Source organism: Kineococcus vitellinus (assembly GCF_009906315.1).
GTDB classification, from domain to species: domain Bacteria; phylum Actinomycetota; class Actinomycetes; order Actinomycetales; family Kineococcaceae; genus Kineococcus; species Kineococcus vitellinus.
The window spans coordinates 1-22,764 of the sequence record NZ_JAAALL010000037.1 but is presented as its reverse complement, the minus strand read 5'-3'; the positions used below and the strand labels follow the sequence as shown (position 1 = coordinate 22,764).

19 protein-coding genes are annotated in these 22,764 nt (G+C 75.2%); 11 read left to right on the top strand and 8 right to left on the bottom strand.

The genetic code is table 11. The features are described 5' to 3' along the window. Nucleotides 1-1,685, top strand: a 1,685-nt coding sequence (locus GTQ99_RS05520) for a thioredoxin domain-containing protein (RefSeq protein ID WP_166614740.1), incomplete at its 5' end; no start/stop codon positions are given. Nucleotides 1,686-1,687: 2 nt separating this feature from the next. Here GTQ99_RS05520 and trhA read toward each other — a convergent pair. Together trhA and GTQ99_RS05510 are read right to left on the bottom strand one after the other, a co-directional pair. Beyond that, nucleotides 1,688-2,362, bottom strand: a complete 675-nt coding sequence (gene trhA / locus GTQ99_RS05515; RefSeq protein WP_166614739.1) for a PAQR family membrane homeostasis protein TrhA — start codon at nt 2,360-2,362, stop codon at nt 1,688-1,690. Nucleotides 2,363-2,445: 83 nt separating this feature from the next. After that, on the bottom strand, nt 2,446-3,771 hold the full coding sequence (locus tag GTQ99_RS05510; RefSeq protein ID WP_166614738.1) for an extracellular solute-binding protein: 1,326 nt from the start codon (nt 3,769-3,771) through the stop codon (nt 2,446-2,448). Between the two features lie 169 nt (nt 3,772-3,940). Between GTQ99_RS05510 and GTQ99_RS05505 the strand changes: the two genes are divergently transcribed. From GTQ99_RS05505 to GTQ99_RS24280, 3 genes are all read left to right on the top strand, one after another. Continuing rightward, nucleotides 3,941-4,702 (top strand): isoprenyl transferase, encoded by a 762-nt coding sequence (locus GTQ99_RS05505; protein ID WP_166614737.1) that lies wholly within the window; start codon nt 3,941-3,943, stop codon nt 4,700-4,702. Nucleotides 4,703-5,008: 306 nt separating this feature from the next. Then, on the top strand, nt 5,009-6,370 hold the full coding sequence (locus tag GTQ99_RS05500) for a PhoH family protein (protein WP_420814514.1): 1,362 nt from the start codon (nt 5,009-5,011) through the stop codon (nt 6,368-6,370). A gap of 429 nt (nt 6,371-6,799) precedes the next feature. Next, on the top strand, nt 6,800-7,543 hold the full coding sequence (locus tag GTQ99_RS24280) for an aggregation-promoting factor C-terminal-like domain-containing protein (RefSeq protein WP_205706842.1): 744 nt from the start codon (nt 6,800-6,802) through the stop codon (nt 7,541-7,543). Between the two features lie 71 nt (nt 7,544-7,614). Here GTQ99_RS24280 and GTQ99_RS05490 read toward each other — a convergent pair whose 3' ends face one another. Beyond that, a complete protein-coding gene (locus tag GTQ99_RS05490) occupies nt 7,615-8,538 on the bottom strand; it encodes a DUF2470 domain-containing protein (protein WP_166614735.1) in 924 nt (307 codons plus the stop codon). Between the two features lie 168 nt (nt 8,539-8,706). On the opposite strand from GTQ99_RS05490, the gene rpsD reads away from it, so the two are divergent. Next, nucleotides 8,707-9,315 carry a 30S ribosomal protein S4 gene (gene rpsD / locus GTQ99_RS05485; protein ID WP_166614734.1) on the top strand — a complete coding sequence of 203 codons (609 nt, stop codon included), beginning with the start codon at nt 8,707-8,709 and terminating at the stop codon, nt 9,313-9,315. 93 nt (nt 9,316-9,408) lie between these two features. Here rpsD and GTQ99_RS05480 read toward each other — a convergent pair whose 3' ends face one another. Further along, entirely contained in the window at nt 9,409-11,025 is a 1,617-nt protein-coding gene (locus tag GTQ99_RS05480; protein WP_166614733.1) for a Na+/H+ antiporter, read from the bottom strand. 49 nt (nt 11,026-11,074) lie between these two features. Next, entirely contained in the window at nt 11,075-12,523 is a 1,449-nt protein-coding gene (locus GTQ99_RS05475) for a class II fumarate hydratase (protein WP_166614732.1), read from the bottom strand. Between the two features lie 252 nt (nt 12,524-12,775). Between GTQ99_RS05475 and GTQ99_RS05470 the strand changes: the two genes are divergently transcribed. The 5 genes from GTQ99_RS05470 to GTQ99_RS26655 all read left to right on the top strand — a co-directional run bounded on the left by GTQ99_RS05470 (nt 12,776) and on the right by GTQ99_RS26655 (nt 18,783). Next, a complete protein-coding gene (locus GTQ99_RS05470) occupies nt 12,776-14,077 on the top strand; it encodes an extracellular solute-binding protein (protein ID WP_166614731.1) in 1,302 nt (433 codons plus the stop codon). Between the two features lie 5 nt (nt 14,078-14,082). Beyond that, complete coding sequence (locus tag GTQ99_RS05465; protein ID WP_166614743.1) at nt 14,083-15,027, top strand: carbohydrate ABC transporter permease; 945 nt, start codon at nt 14,083-14,085, stop codon at nt 15,025-15,027. 8 nt (nt 15,028-15,035) lie between these two features. Continuing rightward, on the top strand, nt 15,036-15,869 hold the full coding sequence (locus GTQ99_RS05460) for a carbohydrate ABC transporter permease (protein WP_166614742.1): 834 nt from the start codon (nt 15,036-15,038) through the stop codon (nt 15,867-15,869). A gap of 4 nt (nt 15,870-15,873) precedes the next feature. Beyond that, nucleotides 15,874-17,130, top strand: coding sequence for an ABC transporter ATP-binding protein (locus GTQ99_RS05455; RefSeq protein WP_166614730.1), 1,257 nt, complete (start codon nt 15,874-15,876; stop codon nt 17,128-17,130). A gap of 204 nt (nt 17,131-17,334) precedes the next feature. After that, complete coding sequence (locus GTQ99_RS26655) at nt 17,335-18,783, top strand: GNAT family N-acetyltransferase (protein ID WP_166614729.1); 1,449 nt, start codon at nt 17,335-17,337, stop codon at nt 18,781-18,783. On the opposite strand, the gene GTQ99_RS05445 is transcribed toward GTQ99_RS26655, so the two are convergent. Together GTQ99_RS05445 and glpX are read right to left on the bottom strand one after the other, a co-directional pair. Next, the gene (locus GTQ99_RS05445) at nt 18,710-19,669 is read right to left on the bottom strand and encodes a carbohydrate kinase family protein (RefSeq protein ID WP_166614728.1); all 960 of its coding nucleotides are present in this window, start codon (nt 19,667-19,669) and stop codon (nt 18,710-18,712) included. The genes GTQ99_RS26655 and GTQ99_RS05445 overlap by 74 nt on opposite strands. Further along, nucleotides 19,669-20,706 (bottom strand): class II fructose-bisphosphatase, encoded by a 1,038-nt coding sequence (gene glpX / locus GTQ99_RS05440; protein WP_166614727.1) that lies wholly within the window; start codon nt 20,704-20,706, stop codon nt 19,669-19,671. Before glpX ends, GTQ99_RS05445 begins: the two co-directional genes overlap by 1 nt. 71 nt (nt 20,707-20,777) lie before the next feature. On the opposite strand from glpX, the gene GTQ99_RS05435 reads away from it, so the two are divergent. After that, nucleotides 20,778-21,407 carry a DUF4245 family protein gene (locus GTQ99_RS05435; protein ID WP_166614726.1) on the top strand — a complete coding sequence of 210 codons (630 nt, stop codon included), beginning with the start codon at nt 20,778-20,780 and terminating at the stop codon, nt 21,405-21,407. A gap of 15 nt (nt 21,408-21,422) precedes the next feature. Here the strand turns inward: GTQ99_RS05435 and xseA are convergent. After that, the coding region (gene xseA, locus GTQ99_RS05430; RefSeq protein ID WP_240896824.1) for an exodeoxyribonuclease VII large subunit at nt 21,423-22,764 on the bottom strand (1,342 nt) is incomplete at its 5' end.

Here is a 22,764-nt window from a genome sequence, read left to right as displayed (position 1 = left end):
CCCCGCACCCGCAGGTGCCGAGCTTCCGGCAGGTGCTGGCCGCCGTCGGCGAGGCCTGGCGCGAGCGCCGCGGGGAGGTGCTGGGCTCCAGCGCCCGCATCGCCCGCGCCCTCGGCGAGGCCGCCGCCCCCGCCGGCAGCGCACCCGGCCCGGCCGAGCTGGAGCGGGCCGTGCAGGCGCTGGCCGCCGAGGAGGACCGCGTGCACGGCGGCTTCGGCGGTGCCCCGAAGTTCCCGCCGTCGATGGTGTGCGAATTCCTGCTGCGGCACGCGGCGCGCACCGGTTCCGCCCCCGCCGCGGGCCTGGCCGCGCGCACGCTCACGGCGATGGCGCGCAGCGGGACCGCCGACCAGGTCGGCGGCGGCTTCGCCCGCTACGCCGTCGACGCCGGCTGGGTGGTGCCGCACTTCGAGAAGATGCTCTACGACAACGCGCTGCTGGCCAGGACGTACCTGCACTCCCACCGCGCCACCGGCGACGCCGAGCACCGGCGGGTGGCCGAGCAGACCTGCGACTTCCTGCTGGCCGACCTGCGCACCCCGCAGGGCGCCTTCGCCGCCTCCCTGGACGCCGACACCGTCGTCGTCGGCGCCGACGGGCGCCCGCACGCGGCCGAGGGGGCCACCTACGTGTGGACGCCCGCGCAGCTGCTGGAGCTGCTGGGCCTGGACGACGGGCCGTGGGCCGTGGAGCTGCTCGGCGTCACCGAGGCGGGCACCTTCGAGCACGGCACCTCCACGGCGCGCATGACGCGGGCGCTGGCGGCGGCGGAGGTGCCGCGCTGGCTGCGCGTGCGCGAGCGGCTGGCCGCCGCCCGCGCCGACCGCCCGCAGCCGGCGCGCGACGACAAGGTCGTGCTCGCCTGGAACGGCCTGGCGATCGCGGCGCTCGCCGAGGCCGGTGCCCTGCTGGAGCGCCCCGACCTGCTGCTGGCGGCGACCGGGGCCGCGCGCTTCCTGGTCTCGGCGCACCGCGTGGACGGCCGCTGGCGCCGGGTCTCGCGCGACGGGGTCGTCGGCGCGCCGGCGGCGACGCTGGAGGACCTGGCCGACCTGGCCGAGGGGCTGCTGGCCCTGCACGCGGCCACGGGCGAGCGGCGCTGGTTCGAGCTGGCCCGCGAGGTCGGCGAGGAGGTGCTCGCCGAGTTCACCGACGCCGACGGCCGCCTCGTCGACGTCGCCTCCGGTGCCGTCGACGAGGCCCTCAGCGCCGCCCGCGGCGGGGCCGGCCGGCCCGCGGACCCCTCCGACGGTGCGACGCCGTCCGGGCCCTCGGCGGCGTGCGGGGTGCTGCTGGCCCTCGGTGCGCTCACCGGCGAGGCGCGCTTCCGCGACGCGGCCGTCACGGGCCTGGGGCCCTGCGGCGCGATCGCCGCGCAGGCCCCGCGCTTCGCCGGCTGGGGCCTCGCGGTCGCCGAGGCCCTGGCCGACGGCCCGCGCGAGGTGGCCGTCGTGGGTCCCGCCGGCGACGCGGGAGCGGCGGCGCTGCACCGCACGGCGCTGGCCGGCACCGCCCCGGGCCTGGTCGTGGTGCGGGGCGTGCCGGGCGAGGAGGAGCCGCCGCTGCTGGCGCAGCGCGGTCTGGTGGGCGGCCGGGCGGCGGCGCACGTGTGCCGCGGCCAGGTGTGCGAGCTGCCCACGACGTCGGTGCGGGACCTCGCCGCGGCGGTCGGCGCGCGCGGCTGAGCTCAGGCGGTCCCGTACGTCGCCAGCGAGATCCCCACGTAGTGCGCGGCGAAGCCGACGACCGTGAAGGCGTGGAAGACCTCGTGGAAGCCGAACCAGCGCGGGCTGGGGTCGGGCCGCTTGGTGCCGTAGGCGATGGCGCCCAGGGAGTACAGGACGCCGCCGACGACGACGAGCACCGCCACGGCGGTGCCGCCGCCGGCCGCGAAGTCGCGCAGGTAGCCCACGGCCACCCAGCCCAGGGCCACGTACACGGGCGTGTAGAGCCAGCGGGGGGCGCCGACCCAGAACACCCGGAAGGCCACCCCGGCCAGCGCGCCGACCCACACGAGGGTCAGCAGGGTGCGGGCCTGGCCCGCCGGCAGGGTCGTCACCGCCAGCGGCGTGTAGGTGCCCGCGATGATGAGGAAGATGTTGCTGTGGTCCAGCCGGCGCAGCACCGCGTTCGCCCGCGGCGACCAGGTGCCCCGGTGGTAGAGCGCGCTCGTGCCGAACAGCAGCACCGCCGTCACGGCGAAGACGAGGGCGGCCGTGCGCGAGGCCGCCGTCGGGGCCAGGCACACCAGCGCCGTGCCGGCCACGAGCGCCGCCGGGAAGGTGCCGGCGTGCAGCCAGCCGCGCAGCTTCGGCTTCACCGCGGCCAGGGCGGCGGCGGCGTCGGTGGGCAGGTCGGCCATGCCCGCACGGTAGCCGCTGCGGCGGGGCGCGCGGCGCGCCCGCGGTGCCCGGGGCGCCCCGCCCGCCCCGGGTACCGCGCGGCTCAGGAGCCGATGACCGCGTTCATGGCGTCGGCGAACTGCTGCGGCGTGATCGAGAGGCCGAAGAGCTTCTCGATGTTGTCCAGCAGCGCCTCGGCCGCCGTCGGCGACAGCGCCTGGTCCCAGGACTGCGTGAAGGTGGCCGCCCCGCTGGAGACGTCGTAGACGAACTGCAGCCACTCGGCGTCCTCGGAGGAGGAGAACTGGCTGTCGGAGCCCTTGACGATCGGCACCGAGCCCACCGAGATCCACGCCTTCGTCGTCTCGTCGGTGTTCAGGCCCTCGGCGAAGTACTTCTTGGCGGCCGTCTTCTCCTCCTCGGTGGCCTTGGAGGACAGCGCGTAGTAGGCCGAGGGGTTGCCGACGGTGTTGCTCGGGTCGCCCGCGCCGCCCTCGACGGGCGGGAAGTTCATCCACCCCAGGTGCCCGCCGGTGACGAAGTCGCCGCCGTCGGACTTCATGCTCCCGTACGTCCAGGTGCCGTGGACCATCATCGCGGCCTTGTCGGTGTACAGCAGCGCCTGGTCGGCGTTGGAGTCCGCGGTGATGGAGGCGAAGCCCTTGATGAAGCCGTCGGCGCGCACGAGGTCCTGCAGCCTGGTGAGCGCGTCGATCGAGGCGGGGTGCGACCAGGCGTTCGGCTCGCCGTCGAAGACGGCCTGGAAGACCTCGGGGCCGCCGATGCGGTCGTAGAGGAACTCCAGCCACATCATGTTCGTCCAGCGCGACTGCCCGCCCAGCGAGAAGGGGGCGATGCCGGCCGCGTTGAACACCGGCACCAGCTCCATGACCTCCCCCCAGGTGGTGGGGGGCTGCGCACCGACCTTCTCGAAGAGGCGCTTGTTGTAGAAGAGGACGATCGGCGAGACGTCCTCGCACGGCACGGCGTAGACCTTGCCGTCGACGGTGGCGGCGCCGAAGGCGCTCTCGAAGAGCTGGTCCTTCAGCTCCGGGGTCTCCTCGAAGAAGGACGTGAGGTCCTCGACCTGGCCGTTCTCCACGTAGTTGCGCAGGCCGCCGCCGCCCCAGGTCCAGATGATCGTCGGGGCCTCGCCGGCGCCGATGGCGGTCTTGATCTTGGCCTTGAAGGCGTCGTTCTGGAACGAGGACACGGCCAGCTCGCTGTCCGGGTTGGCCTCGTTGAACGCCTCGATGGAGTCGGTGCGGATCCCCTCGGCGGGCTGGCCGGTGAGGATCCAGATGCTGGCGCCGCCCTCGGCGGCCTGCCCGGGCCCGGACGAGCCGCCGCACGCGGCGAGCGCCGGGACCAGGGGTGCCGCCAGGGCGAGGCTGAGGATCGAACGACGGGACGTGGTGGTGCGCTGCACTGTGCTCTCCGTTGCGACGGGCCGCGACGTCGCGGCTGCCCGCCGGTGACGTCGTCGTCACCGTGCCGCGACAGTATGGTCGCGCGCGCAACCGGTCAAGGACCGCTCGCCCGTGCGGGTGGCGTGCAGGTCCTGCGCGGGTCGGCGGCGAGGTATACCGTGAGCGCCGATGGGCCTCCGCGATCTCCTCTACAGCGCGTACGGGCGGCGGCTGGAACGGTCGCTGGACCCGGACGTCCTGCCGCGCCACGTGGGCATCATCCTCGACGGCAACCGCCGCTGGGCCAAGGCGTTCGGCGCCCCCAGCTCGCACGGGCACCGCGCCGGCGCGGACAAGGTCGTCGAGTTCATGCGCTGGTGCGACGACGAGGGCATCGAGGTCGTCACCCTCTACCTGCTCTCCACCGACAACCTGCACCGGCCGCAGTCGGAGCTGGCCCCGCTCATCGGCATCGTCGAGGACTGCGTGGCCCGCCTCGCCGCGGCCCGCCGCTGGCGGGTGCACCCGGTGGGGGCGCTGGACCTGCTGCCCCCGGCGACGGCGCAGCGGCTGCGGGACCTGGCGCGCGAGACCGCCGACATCGGCGGCGGCGTGGTCAACGTCGCCATCGGCTACGGCGGGCGCCAGGAGATCGCCGACGCGGTCCGCTCGCTGCTGCGCGAGCACGCCGCGCAGGGCACGCCCATCGAGCAGCTGGCCGACGTGCTCACCGTCGACCACATCGCCGCGCACCTCTACACCAAGGGCCAGCCGGACCCGGACCTGGTGATCCGCACCTCCGGCGAGCAGCGGCTGTCGGGCTTCCTGCTGTGGCAGAGCGCGCACACCGAGCTGTACTTCTGCGAGGTCCTGTGGCCGGACTTCCGCAAGGTCGACTTCCTGCGCGCGCTGCGCTCCTACGCCGCCCGCGAGCGCCGCTACGGCGCCTGAGCGCACCCGCCCCTCCCGCGGCACCCCCGGACGTCACCGGGAGGTCACCGGACGCTCACCCGGACGGGCGTGTCCGCGCCCGGTGCGCGGCCCCGGGACGGATAGCGTCGGCCTCGCCGGGTGGCGCCCGCCGCCCGCTCGGGAGGTCGCCGTGCGAGCTGTCCAGCGCAGCGGGGAGGCCCGGCCCCGGGTCTCCCGCACGGAGCCTGAGGTCCCGGTCCGCCGCTGCTGAGGGGGGCCCGGGCGCGGACGCGCACCGGGCACCCGGAACGGGAGACGTCCGTGGTCACCAGCTCCAGCCCCGCCGTGCCGAACACCCCGACCACCGCGAGCGCCGCGGCGGCCGGCTCCCGCCGCCCGGACCCCGCGCGCAGGACGTTCGTCCTGGACACCTCCGTGCTGCTGTCCGACCCGGCCGCGCTGGGGCGCTTCGCCGAGCACGACGTCGTCCTGCCGCTCGTGGTGGTCAGCGAGCTGGAGGGCAAGCGCCACCACCCGGAGCTGGGCTACTTCGCCCGGGAGGCGCTGCGGCGCCTGGACGACCTGCGCGTCGAGCACGGCCGCCTCGACGAGCCGATCCCCGTCGGCGCCGCCGGCGGCACCCTGCGCGTGGAGCTGAACCACTCCGACGTGGCCTCGCTGCCCTCCGCGCTGCGCAACGGCGCGCTGGCGACGGCGGGGGACACCCGCATCCTCGCCGTCGCCCGCAACCTCGCCGACGAGGGGCACGACGTCACGGTCGTCTCCAAGGACGTGCCGCTGCGGGTGAAGGCGTCGGCCGTGGGCCTGACCGCCGACGAGTACCGCGCCGAGCTGGCCCCGGACTCCGGCTGGACGGGCGTGGCGGAGCTGACCGCGACGGCCGAGGAGGTCGCGTCGCTGTACGAGGGCGGGCGGCTGGAGCACGAGGAGGCGCGCGAGCTGCCGACCAACACGGGTGTCGTGCTCTCCTCCCCGCGCGGGCACGCGCTGGGGCGGGTGGACGCCGACAAGCAGCTGCGCCTGGTGCGCGGGGACCGCGAGGCGTTCGGGGTGCGCGGGCGCTCGGCCGAGCAGCGCATCGCCCTCGACGCCCTGCTGGACGCGTCGGTGAGCATCGTCTCCCTGGGCGGGCGGGCCGGCACGGGCAAGTCCGCGCTCGCGCTGGCCGCCGGGCTGGAGGCGGTGATGGAGCGCCGCGAGCACCGCAAGGTCGTCGTCTTCCGCCCGCTGTACGCCGTCGGCGGGCAGGAGCTGGGGTACCTGCCGGGCAGCGAGGCGGAGAAGATGGGCCCCTGGGGGCAGGCGGTCTTCGACACGCTGGAGGCGCTGGTCTCCCCGCACGTGCTGGAGGAGGTCGTCGACCGCGGCATGCTGGAGGTGCTGCCGCTGACGCACATCCGCGGCCGCTCGCTGCACGACTCCTACGTCGTCGTCGACGAGGCGCAGTCGCTGGAGCGCAACGTGCTGCTGACGGTGCTCTCGCGCATCGGGCAGGGCTCCAAGGTGGTGCTCACCCACGACGTCGCCCAGCGCGACAACCTGCGGGTGGGCCGCCACGACGGCGTCGCCGCGGTCGTCGAGGCGCTCAAGGGGCACCCGCTGTTCGCGCACGTGACGCTCACCCGCTCCGAGCGCTCGCCGGTGGCGGCGCTGGTCACCGAGCTGCTGGCCGACTTCGGGGCCTGAGGCACCGCCCCCCTGTGACGGGTGGGGCAGGTGGTTCCCGGTGCGGGTGGTGCGCCCGCACCGGGAACCGGCGGCCGCGGTTCGGCGTCAAACCACCCCGATCGCTGGATCCGGTGTGAGATGTTCCACAAAAGTCGACAGAACGTCGCTCGCCCGTGACCTCTCCGTGACGATCACGGCCCTCGGCGTTTGCCTTGCCCCCCGTTCGCGGGGCAGCGTGCCCGGCTGACAGCACTTCGAGGCCGTCGACGACCGCGGGCGGGACGCACCGCCGCGGACGCCGGCGACGTCGACCGGCGGGCCGCTCGCGCGGCGCGCACCGGTCGACCGGGTCCCGCGGTCACCTCCTCACCAGGGAGGGTGACGACCCGTCCGCGAGGTGGACGTGCTCGACCGGGCGTGGGCCGGACGATCGTCGGAAGGCCCGGCTTGCCGATCCCCCGCCCCAGCGAGCTCACGGACGAGCAGACCCGCACCCCCGAGACCACCACCGGGACCACCACCCGGGCCGGCGCCGCCCCGGCGCCGCGCCGCGAGCTGCGCGCGCACAGCCGCCGACGCCGCTGGTCGTGGATCGCCGCCCCCGGCGTCGTCGCCGTCAGCGCGTCGGTCCTGGCCGGCGCCGCGCTCACCTCCGGCCCGGCGCCGCAGGCCGAGGCCGCCGTCCCGGACCGCCTCCTGCAGGCCGCGCAGCTGCAGCGGCAGACCACCACCTCCGCCGCCTGGTTCGAGCACCGCGAGGTGCGCGCCGCCAGCGACGCCCGCATCGAGGCCGAGCGGCTGGCCGCCGAGGCGGCCGCCGCCGCCGAGGCCGCCCGGCTGGCGGAGGAGGCCCGCCGGCTGGCCGCCGAGGAGGCCACCCGCAGCGCCCAGCGCGACCCGCGCTCGCTCGCGCGCGCCATGGCCGCCGAGCGGGGCTGGGGCGAGGAGCAGTTCTCCTGCCTGGACTCGCTGTGGACCAAGGAGAGCGGCTGGGACTACGCCGCGGACAACCCCACCTCCAGCGCGTACGGCATCCCGCAGGCCCTGCCCGGCAGCAAGATGGCCTCCGCCGGCGCCGACTGGGAGACCAACCCGGCCACCCAGATCGCCTGGGGCCTGGGCTACATCGACAGCCGCTACGGCACCCCGTGCAGCGCCTGGTCGCACTCGAGGGCCAGCAACTGGTACTGAGCCGCGAGCGGCGCTGAGCCGCCGCCCCCGCTCCGCCCCCGCGCGCCGACCCCGCGGGGGAGCGGGCGCGGTCAGCCGTGCGGGGCCGAGCGCGGCCCGGACCCCCCGCACGGGCAGGCGAAGAGCCGGCACAGCGCGTGCGGCAGCTCGTGCTCGTGGCGCACGGGCTCGGCGAACGCGGCGCGCAGCAGCGTCGTCGAGGAGCCGACGGTGACCAGGACGTCCATGCCGAAGCGGTCCACGCCCACCACGGCGACCTCGCGGGCCGCGCTCGCCCGCTCCGGCGGCAGGGTGGCCAGCACCCAGCCGACGAGCGCGTCGCGGTGCACGGCCTCGACGTGCGCGACGATGCCGTCCTCGTCGTCGTAGAGCGGGTCCGGGGCCGCGGCGGTGAACTCCTCGTCCTCCAGCAGGTGCACGCCGGTGGCCGTCGTCACCCGCACGTCGGCGACCTCCAGGCGCCACAGCCGCCGGGTGGTGCCCACGTCGAGCAGCGCGCCCAGCGGCCGCACGGCGGCGGCCGTGGCGGCCAGGCGGCGCTGGTCGCCCGCGCCGACGGGCTCGACCCAGCCGGTGACGCCCAGCCGCGCCCTCGGCAGCGCCGCCTGCCCCGGCGGCACGTCGAGGACGTCCAGGACGGCGGGCACCCGGTCCCAGCGGTCTCCCGCGTCCACCTCCGCCAGCCGCCGCTGCAGCGCGCCGCCCTCGTCCACCAGCAGCAGCAGACCGCCCCAGGCGTCGGTGAGGTGCTGCACGGGGTGCGCCTCGGTGCGCCGCCCCGCGCGGGCCCCTTCGCCGGCGGGTGCACCCGGGTCCGCGCTCGCGCGGTGCGGGCAGGCACCGGCGGCGGGCGGCAGGTGCAGCGTGCCGGCCACGGTGCCCACGGCCAGCGTGCGCGCCCACTGCGCGGGCGTCGGCCGCGCCGGCGCGAGCGGGGCGGCCGGTGCGGGGACGGCCCCGGGCGCCGGCTGGGAGGTGGCCGCGGTCGGGGGCACCCCCGCGGAGCCCGTAGAGTGGAGAGCGGTGCGCTCCGAACCCTTCGGTGCCGTGGTCCACCGGGTCACAGTGCCTCCTCGGAGCGCGATCGTCCTGTCCTGTCGGCGGAAGCCGATGTCGAGCACCTCTCGACTGAGGACAGGCTCACCTTACGATCAGGAGAGAGAATGAACAACGCCCGACCCAAGGTGCGCATCAGCCGCGCGCTCGGGGTGGCCCTCACGCCGAAGGCCGCCCGCTACATGGACCGTCGCCCCTACCCGCCGGGCATGCACGGTCGCAAGCAGAAGAAGGCGTCGGACTACGCCACGCAGCTGCGCGAGAAGCAGCGCCTGCGCTTCCAGTACGACGTCAGCGAGACCCAGCTGCGCCGTGCGTACGACCTCGCCAAGCGCAAGCCGGGCAAGACGGGCCAGAACCTGGTCCAGCTGCTCGAGACCCGCCTGGACGCCGTCGTGTGGCGCGCCGGTTTCGCCCGCACCATCTACCAGGCCCGCCAGATGGTCGTGCACCGCCACATCGTCGTCGACGGCCGCCGCGTGGACCGCCCGTCCTACCGCGTCGTGCCCGGCCAGACGGTCGAGATCGCCCCGCGCAGCAAGGCGAAGACCCCGTTCATCGTGGCCGCCGAGGGCGGCTGGAGCGACAACGAGATCCCGGGCTGGCTGTCCGTGGAGCGCCAGGACCTCACCGCGACGGTGAACGCCCTGCCGGTCCGCGAGCAGATCCCCGTGACCTGCGACGAGCAGCTGGTCGTCGAGTACTACTCGCGCTGACCCGCCGAGCACGCGCCGAGGGCGCCGGTCCCGCACGGGGCCGGCGCCCTCGGCGCGTCCGGGGCCGCCACCCGCCGCCCGCACCCGCCGGGCTCACAACCGCGGCGAGCTGCGGTGCGACAGCGAGGCCTCGTCCAGGTCCAGCTGCTCCAGCGACTCGCGCACCGCCTCCTCGGCGATCGCGCCGTCCTCCTGCGCGCTCACCAGCGCCTCCCGCTGCGCGCGGATCATCCTGCGCCGCAGGTCGACCCCCGCCCGCGCCGCCCGGCGGCCGTCGGAGGCCCCCTCCTGCTCGGCGTCGTCGGCCTCGCGCAGCGCGGCCAGCTGCTCGGCGCGCTGCAGCACCAGCTCCGCCACGTGCCGCTCGACGGGGTCGCCCGCCTCCTCCAGCGCCCTGGTCAGCTCCGTGCGGCCGGTGCGCCAGGACAGCTCCCGCGCCCGCCGGCGCTGCCCGTCCAGCCACTCGCCCTCCTCCGGCGCCTCCAGGCGCAGCCGGCGGATGAGCGCCGGCAGCGTCGCGCCCTGCAGCAGCAGCGTCCCCACCGCCACGCCGAAGGCCAGCACCTGCAGGTCGGCGCGGTGCGGGAACGGCTCGCCGGCGGCCGTGCGCTCCGGGATGCCGGCCGCCGCCGCGAGCGTGACCACCCCCCGCATGCCGGTCCAGGCGATGACGAGGTCCTCGCGCGGGCTGTAGTGGCGCCCGCCGGGGGAGAAGCGCCCGTGCAGCACCCGGCGCATGAGCACCCCGCCGCCCACCACCCAGGCCACCCGCACGAGCACGACCGCCGCCAGCACGACCAGCCCCGCGCCCAGCAGGCCGGCGCCGCTCGTCCCCTCCTCGAGGGCGTCCTCCAGCAGGAAGCGGAACTGCAGGCCCAGGTAGGCGAAGACGAACGCCTCCAGCAGCACGTCGAGCAGGTCCCACACCTCCCGCTCGGCGATGCGGGTGGCGTAGACGGTGCGCACCGCGCGCCGCGAGAGCGCGAAGCCGGCCGCCACGACGGCCAGCACGCCGGAGGTCTCCAGCGCCTCGGCCACCGCGTAGGCGGTGAAGGGCGTCAGGACGGCCAGCGCCGTCATGTTCGCCGGGTTGCGCAGCCGGGTGCGCACGGCGTGCACCAGGCGCCCCAGCACGGCACCCACGAGGATGCCGCCGGCCGCCTCGAAGAGGAAGAACAGCACCGGGTTCCCGATGACGGTCTCGGTGCCGGCCACCGCGGCCGTGGCCGTGGAGAAGAGCGTCAGCGCCGCGGCGTCGTTGACGAGGCTCTCGCCCTTGAGGGTCGTCAGCACGCGGGTGGGCAGGCCCAGGCGGCCGCCGATCGCCACGGCCGTCACCGCGTCGGGCGGGGAGACGACCGCGGCCAGGACCAGGGCGGTGCCCAGCCCCAGCCACGGCACGGCCCAGGCCGCCACGGCCCCCGCGACCGCCGTCGTGACGACGACCAGCAGGACGCCGAGGTTGGTGATCGAGCGCCAGCGGCGCAGGAAGCCGCGCCAGGAGAAGTCCGTGGTGGTGGAGAAGAGCAGCGGCGGCAGGACGACGGAGAGGATGACCTCGGGCGCCAGCTCCAGGCGCGGCAGCCCGGGCACGAAGGAGACCGCCGCCCCGGTGACCGCCAGCACCAGCGGTGCCTGCCAGCCGCGGCGCACGGAGACGATCGTCAGGGCGAGGGCGCCCAGCAGGACGAGCAGCAGCTGGGGGAGCACCCGCCCAGTCTCGCGGCGGGCGCCGCCCCCTGCGCGTCGGCGCGGGTGCTCAGGCCCCCTTCGGCGCCGTCATCGACAGCACGTCCAGGGCCGCGTCGAGCTGCTCCTCGCTGACCTCGCCGCGCTCGACGAAGCCGAGGGCCAGCACGGCCTCGCGCACCGTGGAGCCGGTGGCGACGGCGTGCTTGGCGACCTTGGCGGCCGCCTCGTAGCCGATGACCCGGTTGAGCGGGGTGACGATCGAGGGCGAGGACTCCGCGTAGCGGCGGCACTGCTCGACGTCGGCCTCCAGGCCGTCGACGGTGCGGTCGGCCAGCAGCCGCGCCGCGTTGCCGAGCAGGCGCACCGACTCCAGCACGTTGCGGGCCATGACCGGGATCTGGACGTTGAGCTCGAAGGAGCCGCTGGCCCCCGCCCAGGCCACGGTCGCGTCGTTGCCGACGACCTGCGCGCACACCATGAGGGCGGCCTCCGGGACGACCGGGTTCACCTTGCCCGGCATGATCGAGGACCCCGGCTGCAGGTCGGGCAGCCGCAGCTCGCCCAGGCCCGTGCGCGGGCCGGAGCCCATCCAGCGCAGGTCGTTGCAGATCTTGGTGACGCTGACGGCGACGACGCGCAGCGCCCCGGACAGCTCGACGAGGGCGTCGCGCGCGCCCTGCGCCTCGAAGTGGTCGACGGCCTCGGTCAGCGGCAGCCCGGTGTCGGCGGCCAGCAGCTCGATGACGCGCTGCGGGAAGCCGGGCGGGGTGTTGATGCCGGTGCCGACGGCCGTCCCGCCCAGCGGGACCTCCGCGACCCGCACGACGGTGGCCTGCACGCGCTCGACCCCGCGCTCCACCTGCGCGGCGTAGCCGGCGAACTCCTGGCCCAGCGTCACCGGGGTGGCGTCCATGAGGTGGGTGCGCCCGGACTTCACCACGGTGGCGAACTCGGCGGCCTTGCGCCGCAGGGACGCCGCGAGGTGCTGCAGGGCCGGGACGAGCTCGTTCACCGTCGCCGAGGTCGCCGCCACGTGCACGGAGGTCGGGAAGACGTCGTTGGAGGACTGCGAGGCGTTGACGTGGTCGTTGGGGTGCACGGGCGCGCCGAGCCGCTCGGTGGCCAGCGTCGCGATGACCTCGTTGGCGTTCATGTTGGAGCTGGTGCCCGAGCCGGTCTGGAAGACGTCCACGGGGAACTCCGCGTCCCAGCGGCCGGTGGCCACCTCCTCGGCGGCGTCGGCGATCGCCTGCGCGACGTCGCGCTCCAGGACGCCGAGCTCGGCGTTGGCGAGCGCCGCGGCCTTCTTGATGCGGGCGAGCGCCTCGACGTGGGAGCGCTCGAGGCCGGTGCCCGACAGCGGGAAGTTCTCCACCGCCCGCTGCGTCTGGGCGCGCCACTTGGCGGCCGCGGGGACCCTGACCTCCCCCATGGTGTCGTGCTCGATGCGGTACTCGCCGGCGTCGTCGCTGCTGTGCCGGGGGTCGGGTGCGCTGCGGAGGGCTTCACTGGCCATGGGCCCATCCTGCCAACCGCCGGGCGCCGGGCGCGCGGACCCTCGTCCGGGGGGCGCGCGCCGCCGCCGGAGCCCCGCCCGGCACCCGCCCGGGCCGGGGTGGATCACAGCCCGCTCACGATCGGCCGCCGTGACGATCTACGGGTAGCGGGGTGTGGAGAGCAGGTGTAGGCATGGCGCACAGCAGCCGACCGCGCGGCGACCACCACGGGTGGGGACCGCGCTGGCGACGACGAGGTCCGAGGAGGGGCTGTGGCAGGGAGATGGCGCACCCGCGTCTGCACGGCGAGCGTCGGCATCGTGCTCGCCGGCGGCCTGACGGCGTGCGGAGGCTCGTCCACGGCGTCGGGCACCCCGACGCTCAACTGGTACATCAACCCCGACAACGGGGGGCAGCAGACCATCGCGCAGGCCTGCAGCGAGGCGTCGGGCGGTGCGTACACGATCGACGTGTCGATCCTGCCCAGCGACGCGGCCGCCCAGCGCGAGCAGCTCATGCGGCGCCTGGCGGGCAACGACGCCTCGATCGACCTCATGAGCCTGGACCCGGTGTTCGTGCCGGAGACCGCCGAGGCGGGTTTCCTCGCACCCATCCCGGCCGACCTGCAGGCGGAGCTGTCCGAGGGCGTGGTCGAGGGCGCCGTGCAGGGGGCCAGCTGGAAGGGCGAGCTGGTCGCGGCCCCGTTCTGGGCCAACACGCAGCTGCTCTGGTACCGCGAGTCGGTGGCGCAGGCCGCCGGGCTGGACATGAGCAAGCCGGTGACCTGGGAGCAGCTGATCGAGGCGGCGCAGTCGCAGGACACCGCCATCGGCGTGCAGGGCCAGCGCGCGGAGTCGATGACGGTCTGGGTCAACGCCATGATCGCCTCCGCGGGCGGGCAGGTCATCGAGAACCCCGACGCCAAGGGGCCGGACATCCGCCTGGGCCTGGAGACCGAGGCCGGCGCGGCCGCCGCGAAGGTCATGCAGGACATCACCGCGGCCGGTGTCGGCGGGCCCGGCATCGACAACCGCGACGAGGCGGGCACGGCCAACCTGTTCCAGCAGGGCGGGGCGGCCTTCATGGTGAACTGGCCCTTCGTCTACGCGCAGGGCAAGGCGGCCGCCGAAGAGGGCACGATGGACCAGGCCGTCTTCGACGACTACGGCTGGACCACCTACCCCGCGATGAGCGCCGACCAGCCCGCCGCACCGCCGCTGGGCGGCATCGACGTCGGCGTCGGCGCGTTCAGCGAGAACCGCGAGGCGGCCTTCGAGGCGCTGCGGTGCATCGTCTCGGCGGAGAACCAGGCGGCGTACATGGTCTCCGACGGCAACCCGGCCGCCCGCGAGTCGGTCTACGACGACCCGGCGGTGCAGGAGGCGTACCCGATGTACGACACGATCCGCACCTCCCTGCAGGCGGCGGCGCCGCGGCCGCAGACGGCCTACTACAACGAGGTCAGCCAGGGCATCGCCGACCAGTGGCAGCCCGTCGCCTCGGTGGGCGAGGACACGCCGACGGCGGCGCAGGAGTACATCCAGCAGGTGCTGCGAGGGGAGAAGCTGCTGTGAGCACCATGCAGACGCGCACGGCGGGCGACGTCGCCGTCACCTCGCCGGCCTCGAAGCGGGCGCGCAAGAGCGACAAGTCCCGCGCCGAGGCCCGGCTGGGCTGGTACCTGGCCGGGCCGGCGTTCGTCATCCTCGTCGCGGTCACCGGGTACCCGATCCTGCAGGCGCTCTACGAGTCGCTGTTCAGCTTCCGCCTCACCGCCCCCGGCGACCGCGAGTTCGTGGGGCTGAAGAACTACGGCGTCATCCTCACCGACTCCCTGTGGTGGCGGGCGCTGGGCAACACCGCCCTCATCACCGTCGTCACCGTCGCCGTCGAGCTCGTCATCGGCTTCGCGCTGGCGATGGTGATGCACAAGGTGCTCGGCTGGCTGCGGCCCATCGTCCGCACGGCGATCCTGGTGCCCTACGCCATCATCACCGTCGTCTCCGCCTACGCCTGGCAGTACGCGTTCGGCCTGACGACGGGCTTCATGAACACCCTGCTCGGGCTCGGGGACTACGACTGGTTCGCCAACAAGTGGACGGCGCTGGCCGTCATCTGCCTGTCGGAGATCTGGAAGACGACCCCGTTCATCTCGCTGCTGCTGCTGGCGGGCCTGGCGCAGGTGCCCTCGGACATGACCGAGGCCGCGAAGGTCGACGGGGCGACGGCCTGGGAGCGGCTGTGGCGGGTGACGCTGCCGAACATGAAGGCCTCCATCATGGTGGCCCTGCTGTTCCGCGCGCTCGACGCGTTCCGCATCTTCGACAACGTCTACATCATGACCAACGGCGCCGCCGGGACGGAGACGGTCTCGTCGGTGGCCTACAACCAGACCATCAGCCGCCTGGAGATCGGTCTCGGCTCGGCGGTGTCGGTCCTGCTGTTCGTCTGCGTCCTGCTGATCTGCTTCGTGGCGATCAAGGGGTTCAAGGTCGACCTGGCCCGAGCGAGGGGAGAAGGCTGATGGGTGCCATGTCCACCAAGGAGAAGACCGCCTGGTACGTCGGCGCTCTCCTCATCGTCCTGTACGCCGTCATCCCGGTGGCCTACATCGTGTCGATGAGCTTCAAGTCCGAGGCGGCGCTGTCGGACAAGAAGTTCTTCCCCTCCGACGCGACCTGGGCCAACTACGACGAGATCTTCGCCGGCAACGGCTCGGACCTGTTCCTGCCGGCGCTGCGCAACTCGATCATCACCTGCCTGATCGCCACCCTCATCGCCGTCGTGCTGGCGATGTTCGCGGCGTACGCGATCGCCCGCCTGGACTTCCCCGGCAAGCGGCTGGTGCTCACCTCGGCGCTGGCCGTGGCCGTCTTCCCGGTCATCACGATGGTGACGCCGCTGTTCAACCTGTGGCGCCAGGTCGGCCTCTACGACACGATCCCCGGCCTCATCATCCCCTACCTGGCGCTGACGCTGCCCATCTCCATCTGGACGATGTCGGCGTTCTTCCGCGGCATCCCGTGGGACATGGAGCAGGCGGCCCAGGTCGACGGCGCCACCAGCTGGCAGGCCTTCCGCAAGGTCATCGTCCCGCTGGCCGCGCCGGGGGTCTTCACCACCGCGATCATCGCGTTCTTCATCGCCTGGAACGACTTCGTCTTCGGGCTCTCGCTGACCTCGACCTCCCGGGCGCAGCCGGTGCCGGCGGCGCTGTCGAGCTTCACCGGGTCCAGCTACTTCGTCCAGCCGACCGGCGCCATCTCGGCGGCGGCCGTCATCGTCACCATCCCCGTCGTCGCCCTGGCGCTGATCTTCCAGCGCCGGATCGTCGCGGGTCTCACCAACGGCGCCGTGAAGGGTTGATGGCATGTCCCGCATCGAGCTGAAGAACATCGTCAAGAAGTACGGGGACGGCTTCCCGGCCGTCAACGACGTGAGCCTGGACATCGCCGACGGCGAGTTCGTCATCCTCGTCGGCCCCTCCGGATGCGGGAAGTCGACGCTGCTGCGCATGGTCGTCGGCCTGGAGGACATCACCTCCGGCGACCTGCTCATCGACGGCAAGCGCGTCAACGACCTCGCACCGCGCGACCGGGACCTGGCGATGGTGTTCCAGAACTACGCGCTCTACCCGCACCTGACGGTGGGGGAGAACATCGCCTTCCCGCTGCGGCTGAACCACTCCAAGGTGCCCGAGAGCGAGGTCCGCGAGCGCGTGCAGCGCGCGGCGGACATGCTCGAGCTCAACGACCACCTGGACCGCAAGCCGGCGAACCTGTCCGGCGGCCAGCGCCAGCGCGTCGCGATGGGGCGCGCCATCGTCCGCGACGCCAAGGCGTTCCTCTTCGACGAGCCGCTGAGCAACCTGGACGCCAAGCTGCGCGGGCAGATGCGCACCGAGATCGCCCGCATGCAGCGCTCGCTGGGCACCACGACGCTCTACGTCACCCACGACCAGACCGAGGCCATGACGCTGGGCGACCGGGTGGCCGTGCTGCGCAAGGGCGTCCTGCAGCAGGTCGCGAGCCCGCGCGAGCTGTACGAGCAGCCCGTCAACCTGTTCGTGGCCGGGTTCATCGGCTCCCCGCCGATGAACTTCCTGCCCGCGCGGGTGGCCGGCGACCGCCTCCAACTGCCCTTCTGCGAGGTGCCCCGGCCGGCGGCCGTGGGCGCCGAGCACGACGGCAAGCTGCTCATCGTCGGGGTGCGCCCGGAGCACTTCGACGACGCGGAGGTCACCGACGCCCCCTCGGGCGCCGTGACCTTCCAGGCCCAGGTCGACGTCACCGAGTGGCTGGGCAACGAGCTGTACGCCTACGTGCCCTTCGAGGCCGCGGCCGAGACGCGCGAGCAGCTGGCCGAGCTCGACCGGGAGCTGGACGGCGAGAGCATGCGCAGCCAGCTCGTGGTCACGCTGGACGCCATGAGCGCCGTGCGCGACGGCGACACCGCGCAGCTGTGGTTCCAGCCCACGCGCATGCACGTCTTCGACCCCGTCTCCGGGCGCAACCTCACCCGCGACGAGGAGAAGGCCGCCAAGATCGGTCAGCAGGCCGAGGTGCTGCGCAAGCGCTCCCTGGAGCGCGCCCGCAGCCAGAACGCGCAGACGCCCGCCCACGTCTGAGGCCCCGCCCCTCCGGTGGTGATCTTTCACGGTGCACCGTGGAAGATCACCGCCGGAGCCGCCTGCGGGGGCTGTGGGTGAGTGGCCGATCACGCTGCGCGATAGTCCAGCGACGCGTGGAGCGGTTCCGCGGAGCGGGCCCGCGACCCGGTTAACGTACGCCCACGAGTCCGCCACGGGGGCGGTGCGGCGGGACGGGGGCGGGTGCACGTGGTCGACGCGCTGGCCGGTGCGGTCACGGGCGGCGCACCCGCCGTCGGCGCGGTCCCGGCCACCCGCTCGGGCGCTCCCGTCCTCGTGCGCGACCCCGCCGAGGGGCTGCAGGTCGGCGCCCGGCGCGGCCTGGCCGGGGCCCCCGTGCCCGAGTGGCGCGTGCTCGCCGCCCGCGCCGGTCAGCCCCCCTTCACCGGCCCGGACTGGCTGCGCGCCGTCCACGCCCACCTCGGCGCCGGTGAACCGCTGCTGGTCAGCGTGCGCCGCGACGGCAGGCTGCTGGCCTTCGGCGCCTTCGCCGTCCTCGGCGGTCCGCGCCCGCTCGTCACCTTCCTCGGGGCGGGCGGCAGCGACTACGCGGCCGTCCTCGCCGACCCGGGCGCCGGCGTCCCGGTGCCCCGCCTGCTGGCCGCCGTCCTCGACGGCCTCGTGCGCGAGGTGCCCGGGGCCCTGCTGGACCTGGAGCAGGTGCAGGCCGAGGGCGAGCTGCCGCTGCTCGTGGCCGAGTGGGCCGCCGCCCGCGGCTACGCGCTGCGCCGGCTGCCGCAGGCGACGGTGCACGCCGTGCCGCTGCCGGGGACCGTCGAGGCCCACGACGCCGCGCTGGGCCGGCACGCCCGCCACGAGGAGCGCCGGCAGTGGCGCCGGCTGGCCGAGCGCGGCGAGCTCGTCGTCGTCGACGACCTGCTGGCCGACCTGGCCGCGCTGCGCGAGGACGACCCGGACAGCGCCGAGGACCGCCTGGAGGAGCTCGTCGCCGAGCTCGCCGACGTCGACGCCGCCCACCCGCGCGCCGGCACCCGCCGCCACCCCTGGCGCGGGGCGTCCGGGCGGACCCTGACCGAGGTGCTGCGCACCGCGCCCGCCGGCGTCGTGCAGCTGTCGGGGCTGCGGGTGGACGGCGAGCTCGTCGCCTACGCCCTCTGCCTGGCCGGGCCCCGCGCGCTGCACGGGTACGTGCAGTCCTACCGCGCCCGCTACGCCGCCACCGGTCCCGGGACGCTGCTGCTGCTGCGCGTGCGCCGCCGCGCGCTGCTCTCGGGCTACCGGGAGCTGGACCTGCTGCGCGGCGAGGAGGACTACAAGCGGCGCCTGGAGCGCACCACGCGGCACACGGTGCGGCTGGTGCTGACGCCCGCCGAGGGCGAGCTGGTCCCCGGCCTCGCCGACCGGCTGGCCCTGCTGCGGCGCACCTACCGCGACGAGCTGCGCCGCCACGAGCGCCTCGGCCGGGGCGCGGACGCGGTCGCCGGGGCGGCGGAGGCGGTGGCCGGGGCGGCCGGGACCCTGCGCGGCGACCTCGCCCGCCGCGCCGCCGCGGTGCGCGGCGGCGTGACGGGCGGGATCCGCAGCGGTGTCAGCGGGGTCAGCGGGCTGCGGCGAGGGCGGCGGCCAGCTCCGCGCGCGTGGGCGGGGTGGCTCCGGCGCGCGAGCAGGTGACGGCGGCGGAGGCGACGGCCGTGCCCACCAGCGCCTGCAGCGTGCCCAGCCCCAGGTGGCGCAGCCGCGGGAGCGCGGCGCCCCCGAGCAGGTCGTGCTCGGCCAGGGCGTGCAGCAGGCCGGACATGAAGGAGTCCCCGGCGCCCACGGTGTCGACGACCTCCACGCGCGGCGCCGGCACGTGCACCGTGCCCGCCCCGGCGACCGCGGTGGCCCCCGCGCCGCCGCGGGTCACCACGACGAGCGCGGGACCGCGCTCCTGCCAGCGCCGGGCGACCGCCTCGGCGTCCTCGCCGGGCAGCAGCCAGGCCAGGTCCTCGTCGGAGGCCTTGACGACGTCGGCGGCCTCGACGAAGGACTCCACCCGCGCCAGCGCCTCCTCGCGCGAGGCGAAGAAGTCCGTGCGCACGTTCGGGTCGTAGCTCGTCGTCACCCGCCCCCGCACCCCGCGCAGCACCTCCAGCGCGCTGTCGGCGCCCGGGGCGACGGCCGCGCCGATCGACCCGGTGTGCACGAGGTCGACGTCGTCCGGCACCTGCACCCGCGGCAGCCGCCACACGAGGTCGAACTCGTAGGTCGCCTTGCCGTCGGCGTCCAGCAGCGCGCGGGCCACCGACGTGGGGTCGCCGTCGACCGCGCCCGGCAGCAGCCGCACGCCGGCCTGCGCCAGGTGCGCGCGCAGCAGCCGCCCGTGCGCGTCGTCGCCCACCCGCGTCAGCAGCGCGACGTCGTGCTCCAGGCGCCCCAGCCCGCAGGCCACGTTGAGCGGGGAGCCGCCCGGGTGCTCGACGGCCTGCTCCGACCCGGCGGTGGAGACGACGTCGACGAGGGCCTCGCCGATGACGAGGCTGCGCCCCCCGCGGTCCTGCGCGCGGGGGTCGCCCATCAGCGCGGCCCCGTGAAGTCGACCGCCGCGTAGGCCTTGAGCTTGGACAGCTTGTGCTCGCTCTCCACCCGGCGGATCGTGCCCGACTTGGAGCGCATGACGATGCTGGAGGTGGTGATCGTGTCACCGCGGTAGCGCACCCCGGAGACCAGCTCGCCCTCGGTGATGCCGGTGACGACGAAGTAGACGTTGTCGCTGGCCACGAGGGTCTGGGTGTCGAGCACGGCGTCCAGGTCGTGGCCCGCGTCGAGCGCCTTCTGCTTCTCCTCGTCGTCGCGCGGCCACAGCCGGCCCTGGATGGCGCCGCCCATGCAGTGCATGGCGCAGGCGGTGATGATCCCCTCCGGCGTGCCGCCGATGCCCAGCAGCAGGTCCACGCCGGTGCCCTCGCGGGCGGCCATCACCGCGCCGGCGACGTCGCCGTCGGTGATGAACTTGATGCGGGCGCCGGCCTCGCGCACCTCCTGCGCCAGCTGCGCGTGGCGCGGGCGGTCCAGGATGCAGACCGTCACGTCCTCCACCGAGCGGCCCTTGGCCTTGGCCAGCTTGCGGACGTTCTCGCGCACCGGCAGCCGGATGTCGACGACGTCGGCGGCCTCCGGGCCCACGGCCAGCTTGTCCATGTAGAAGACCGCGCTCGGGTCGTACATGGTGCCGCGCTCGGCGACGGCCAGGACGGCCACCGCGTTCGGCATGCCGCGGGCGGTGAGGGTGGTGCCGTCGATGGGGTCGACCGCCACGTCGCACTCGGGGCCGGTGCCGTCGCCGACGCGCTCGCCGTTGTAGAGCATCGGGGCGTCGTCCTTCTCGCCCTCGCCGATGACGACGGTGCCGTTCATGCTCACCGTGCCGATGAGCTTGCGCATGGCGTTCACGGCGGCGCCGTCGGCCTTGTTCTTCTCCCCGCGGCCGACCCAGCGCCCCCCGGCCATCGCGGCGGCCTCGGTGACCCGGACCAGCTCCATGGCCAGGTTGCGGTCGGGGGCCTCGTCGGCGACGGCGAGCGCCGGGGGCACCAGGGACGAGGACTGGGACATGGGCAACCTCCGGGGTGACCTGCGGGCGACGCGCGTCGTCGGTCGCCGATGCTATCCGTCACCATGGGGGCGTGAGCACGACCGGTCCTTCGCCCGACGCACCTGCGAGCCCGGCCGCCGGTGAGGACCCGCGCGGCGTCCCGCGCACCCGGCACGCCGGGAACGTGCAGTCGATGGTCATCTCGATGGCCGTCATCCTCGCCCTCGTGGCCGTCGTCGTGTGGCTGCTGCCGCGGCCCAACGCCATCGAGCAGCCCCCGGCGGACGTGCCCAACGCCGCCTCCGGCGCCGCCGCGCGGCTGTCGTTCACCCCGCCGGTGCCGACCGGCCTGGACGGCTGGACGCCGACCTCCGCGGAGGTCAACCGCTCCACCGACGCCGTGCTCACCTGGCACGTGGGCTACCGCACCGACGAGGGCGAGTACGTGGCCGTCGAGGTGGCCCGCGACACCACGCCGGCGTGGCTGAAGGCCCAGACCGCCGGCGGCGACGCCGACGGCGGGCAGGTCGTCGGCGGCCGGGACTGGGAGCGCTACCTGCAGGAGGACCGCGGCCGGCACAGCCTCGTGCGCACCCAGGAGGGGCTGACCGTGGTCGCCACCGGGGAGAGCGGCTACGACGTGCTCGCCGAGCTGGTCACCGCGACCGAGGCCGGCTGGGCCGCGACCGGTTCCACCTGGGGAGCCCCCGCGGCCGGCTGAGGCGCCCAGCCCTCCTCAGCCCTCCTCGGCCTCCTCCTCGTCCCCGCCGCCCGCGGCGCCGGCGCGCGCCGCGCCCAGCCGGGCCCGGGCGCCGTCCAGCCACTGCTCGCAGCGGTCCGCGAGGGCCTCGCCGCGCTCCCACAGCGCCAGCGCCTCCTCCAGGCCGGTGCCCCCGGCCTCCAGGCGGCGCACGACGTCGGCGAGCTGACCGCCCGCGCCGCCCACGGCCTGCACGACGGCGTAGCCGCGCAGCAGCGTCGAGCGGGGCGAGAGGGCGCGCACGCTCGTGCGCAGGTGGTCCACCTCGACGGCCGCGCCCCGCAGCGCGGCGGACAGGGCGCGCCGGGAACGCTCGCGCAGCTCGCCGACCTCCGCCCGCCGCGCGCCCACGAGGACGCCGGGGGCCGCCAGCACCGGGCGGCTGCGCAGGGCGGCCACGACGCGCTGCTCGCGCTCCAGGTGGCCCTCGACGGCGCGGCGGGCGCGCTCGCGCAGCTGCTCCAGCTGCGCCAGCTCCTCGGCGACGTCGGGCACGACCAGGCGGGCGGCGTCGGTGGGGGTGGAGGCGCGCACGTCGGCGACCAGGTCCAGCAGGGGGCCGTCCACCTCGTGGCCGATGGCGGAGACGACGGGCGTGCGGGTGGCGGCGACCGCGCGCACGAGGGCCTCGTTGCTGAAGGGCAGCAGGTCCTCGACGCTGCCGCCCCCGCGGGCGACGACGATGACCTCCACGGCCTCGTCGGCGTCCAGCTCGGCCAGGGCGGCGCTGACCTCGGTCACGGCGTGCGGGCCCTGCACGGCGACCTCGCGGACCTCGAAGCGCACGGCCGGCCAGCGCAGCCGGGCGTTGTCGACGACGTCGCGCTCGGCGGCGCTGGCGCGCCCGCAGACCAGGCCCACCACGCGCGGCAGGAAGGGCAGCGGCCGCTTGCGCCCGGCGTCGAAGAGGCCCTCGGCGCCCAGCAGCCGCTTGAGGTGCTCCAGCCGGGCCAGCAGCTCGCCGACCCCGACGGGGCGCACGTCGTCGGCGGCGAGGCTGAGGCTGCCGCGCTTGGCGAAGAACTCCGGCCGGGCGTGCACGACGACGCGGGTGCCGTGGGCCAGCCCGTCCGGCAGCGCCTCGCGCAGCCGCCCGAGCACCCGCCGGGCGATCGTCACGGGCATCGACATGTCGGTGTCGGCGTCGCGCAGGGTGACGAAGACGACCGAGGAGCCGGGCCGGTCGTTGACCTGCACCACCTGGCCCTCGACCCAGGTCCACGGCATCCTCGCGATGTAGGCGTCCATCTTGGCCGCCAGCAGGCGCACCGGCCACGGGCTGTCCGCGGTGGTCTCCCCGGCGGTGGCGGGGCGGCGT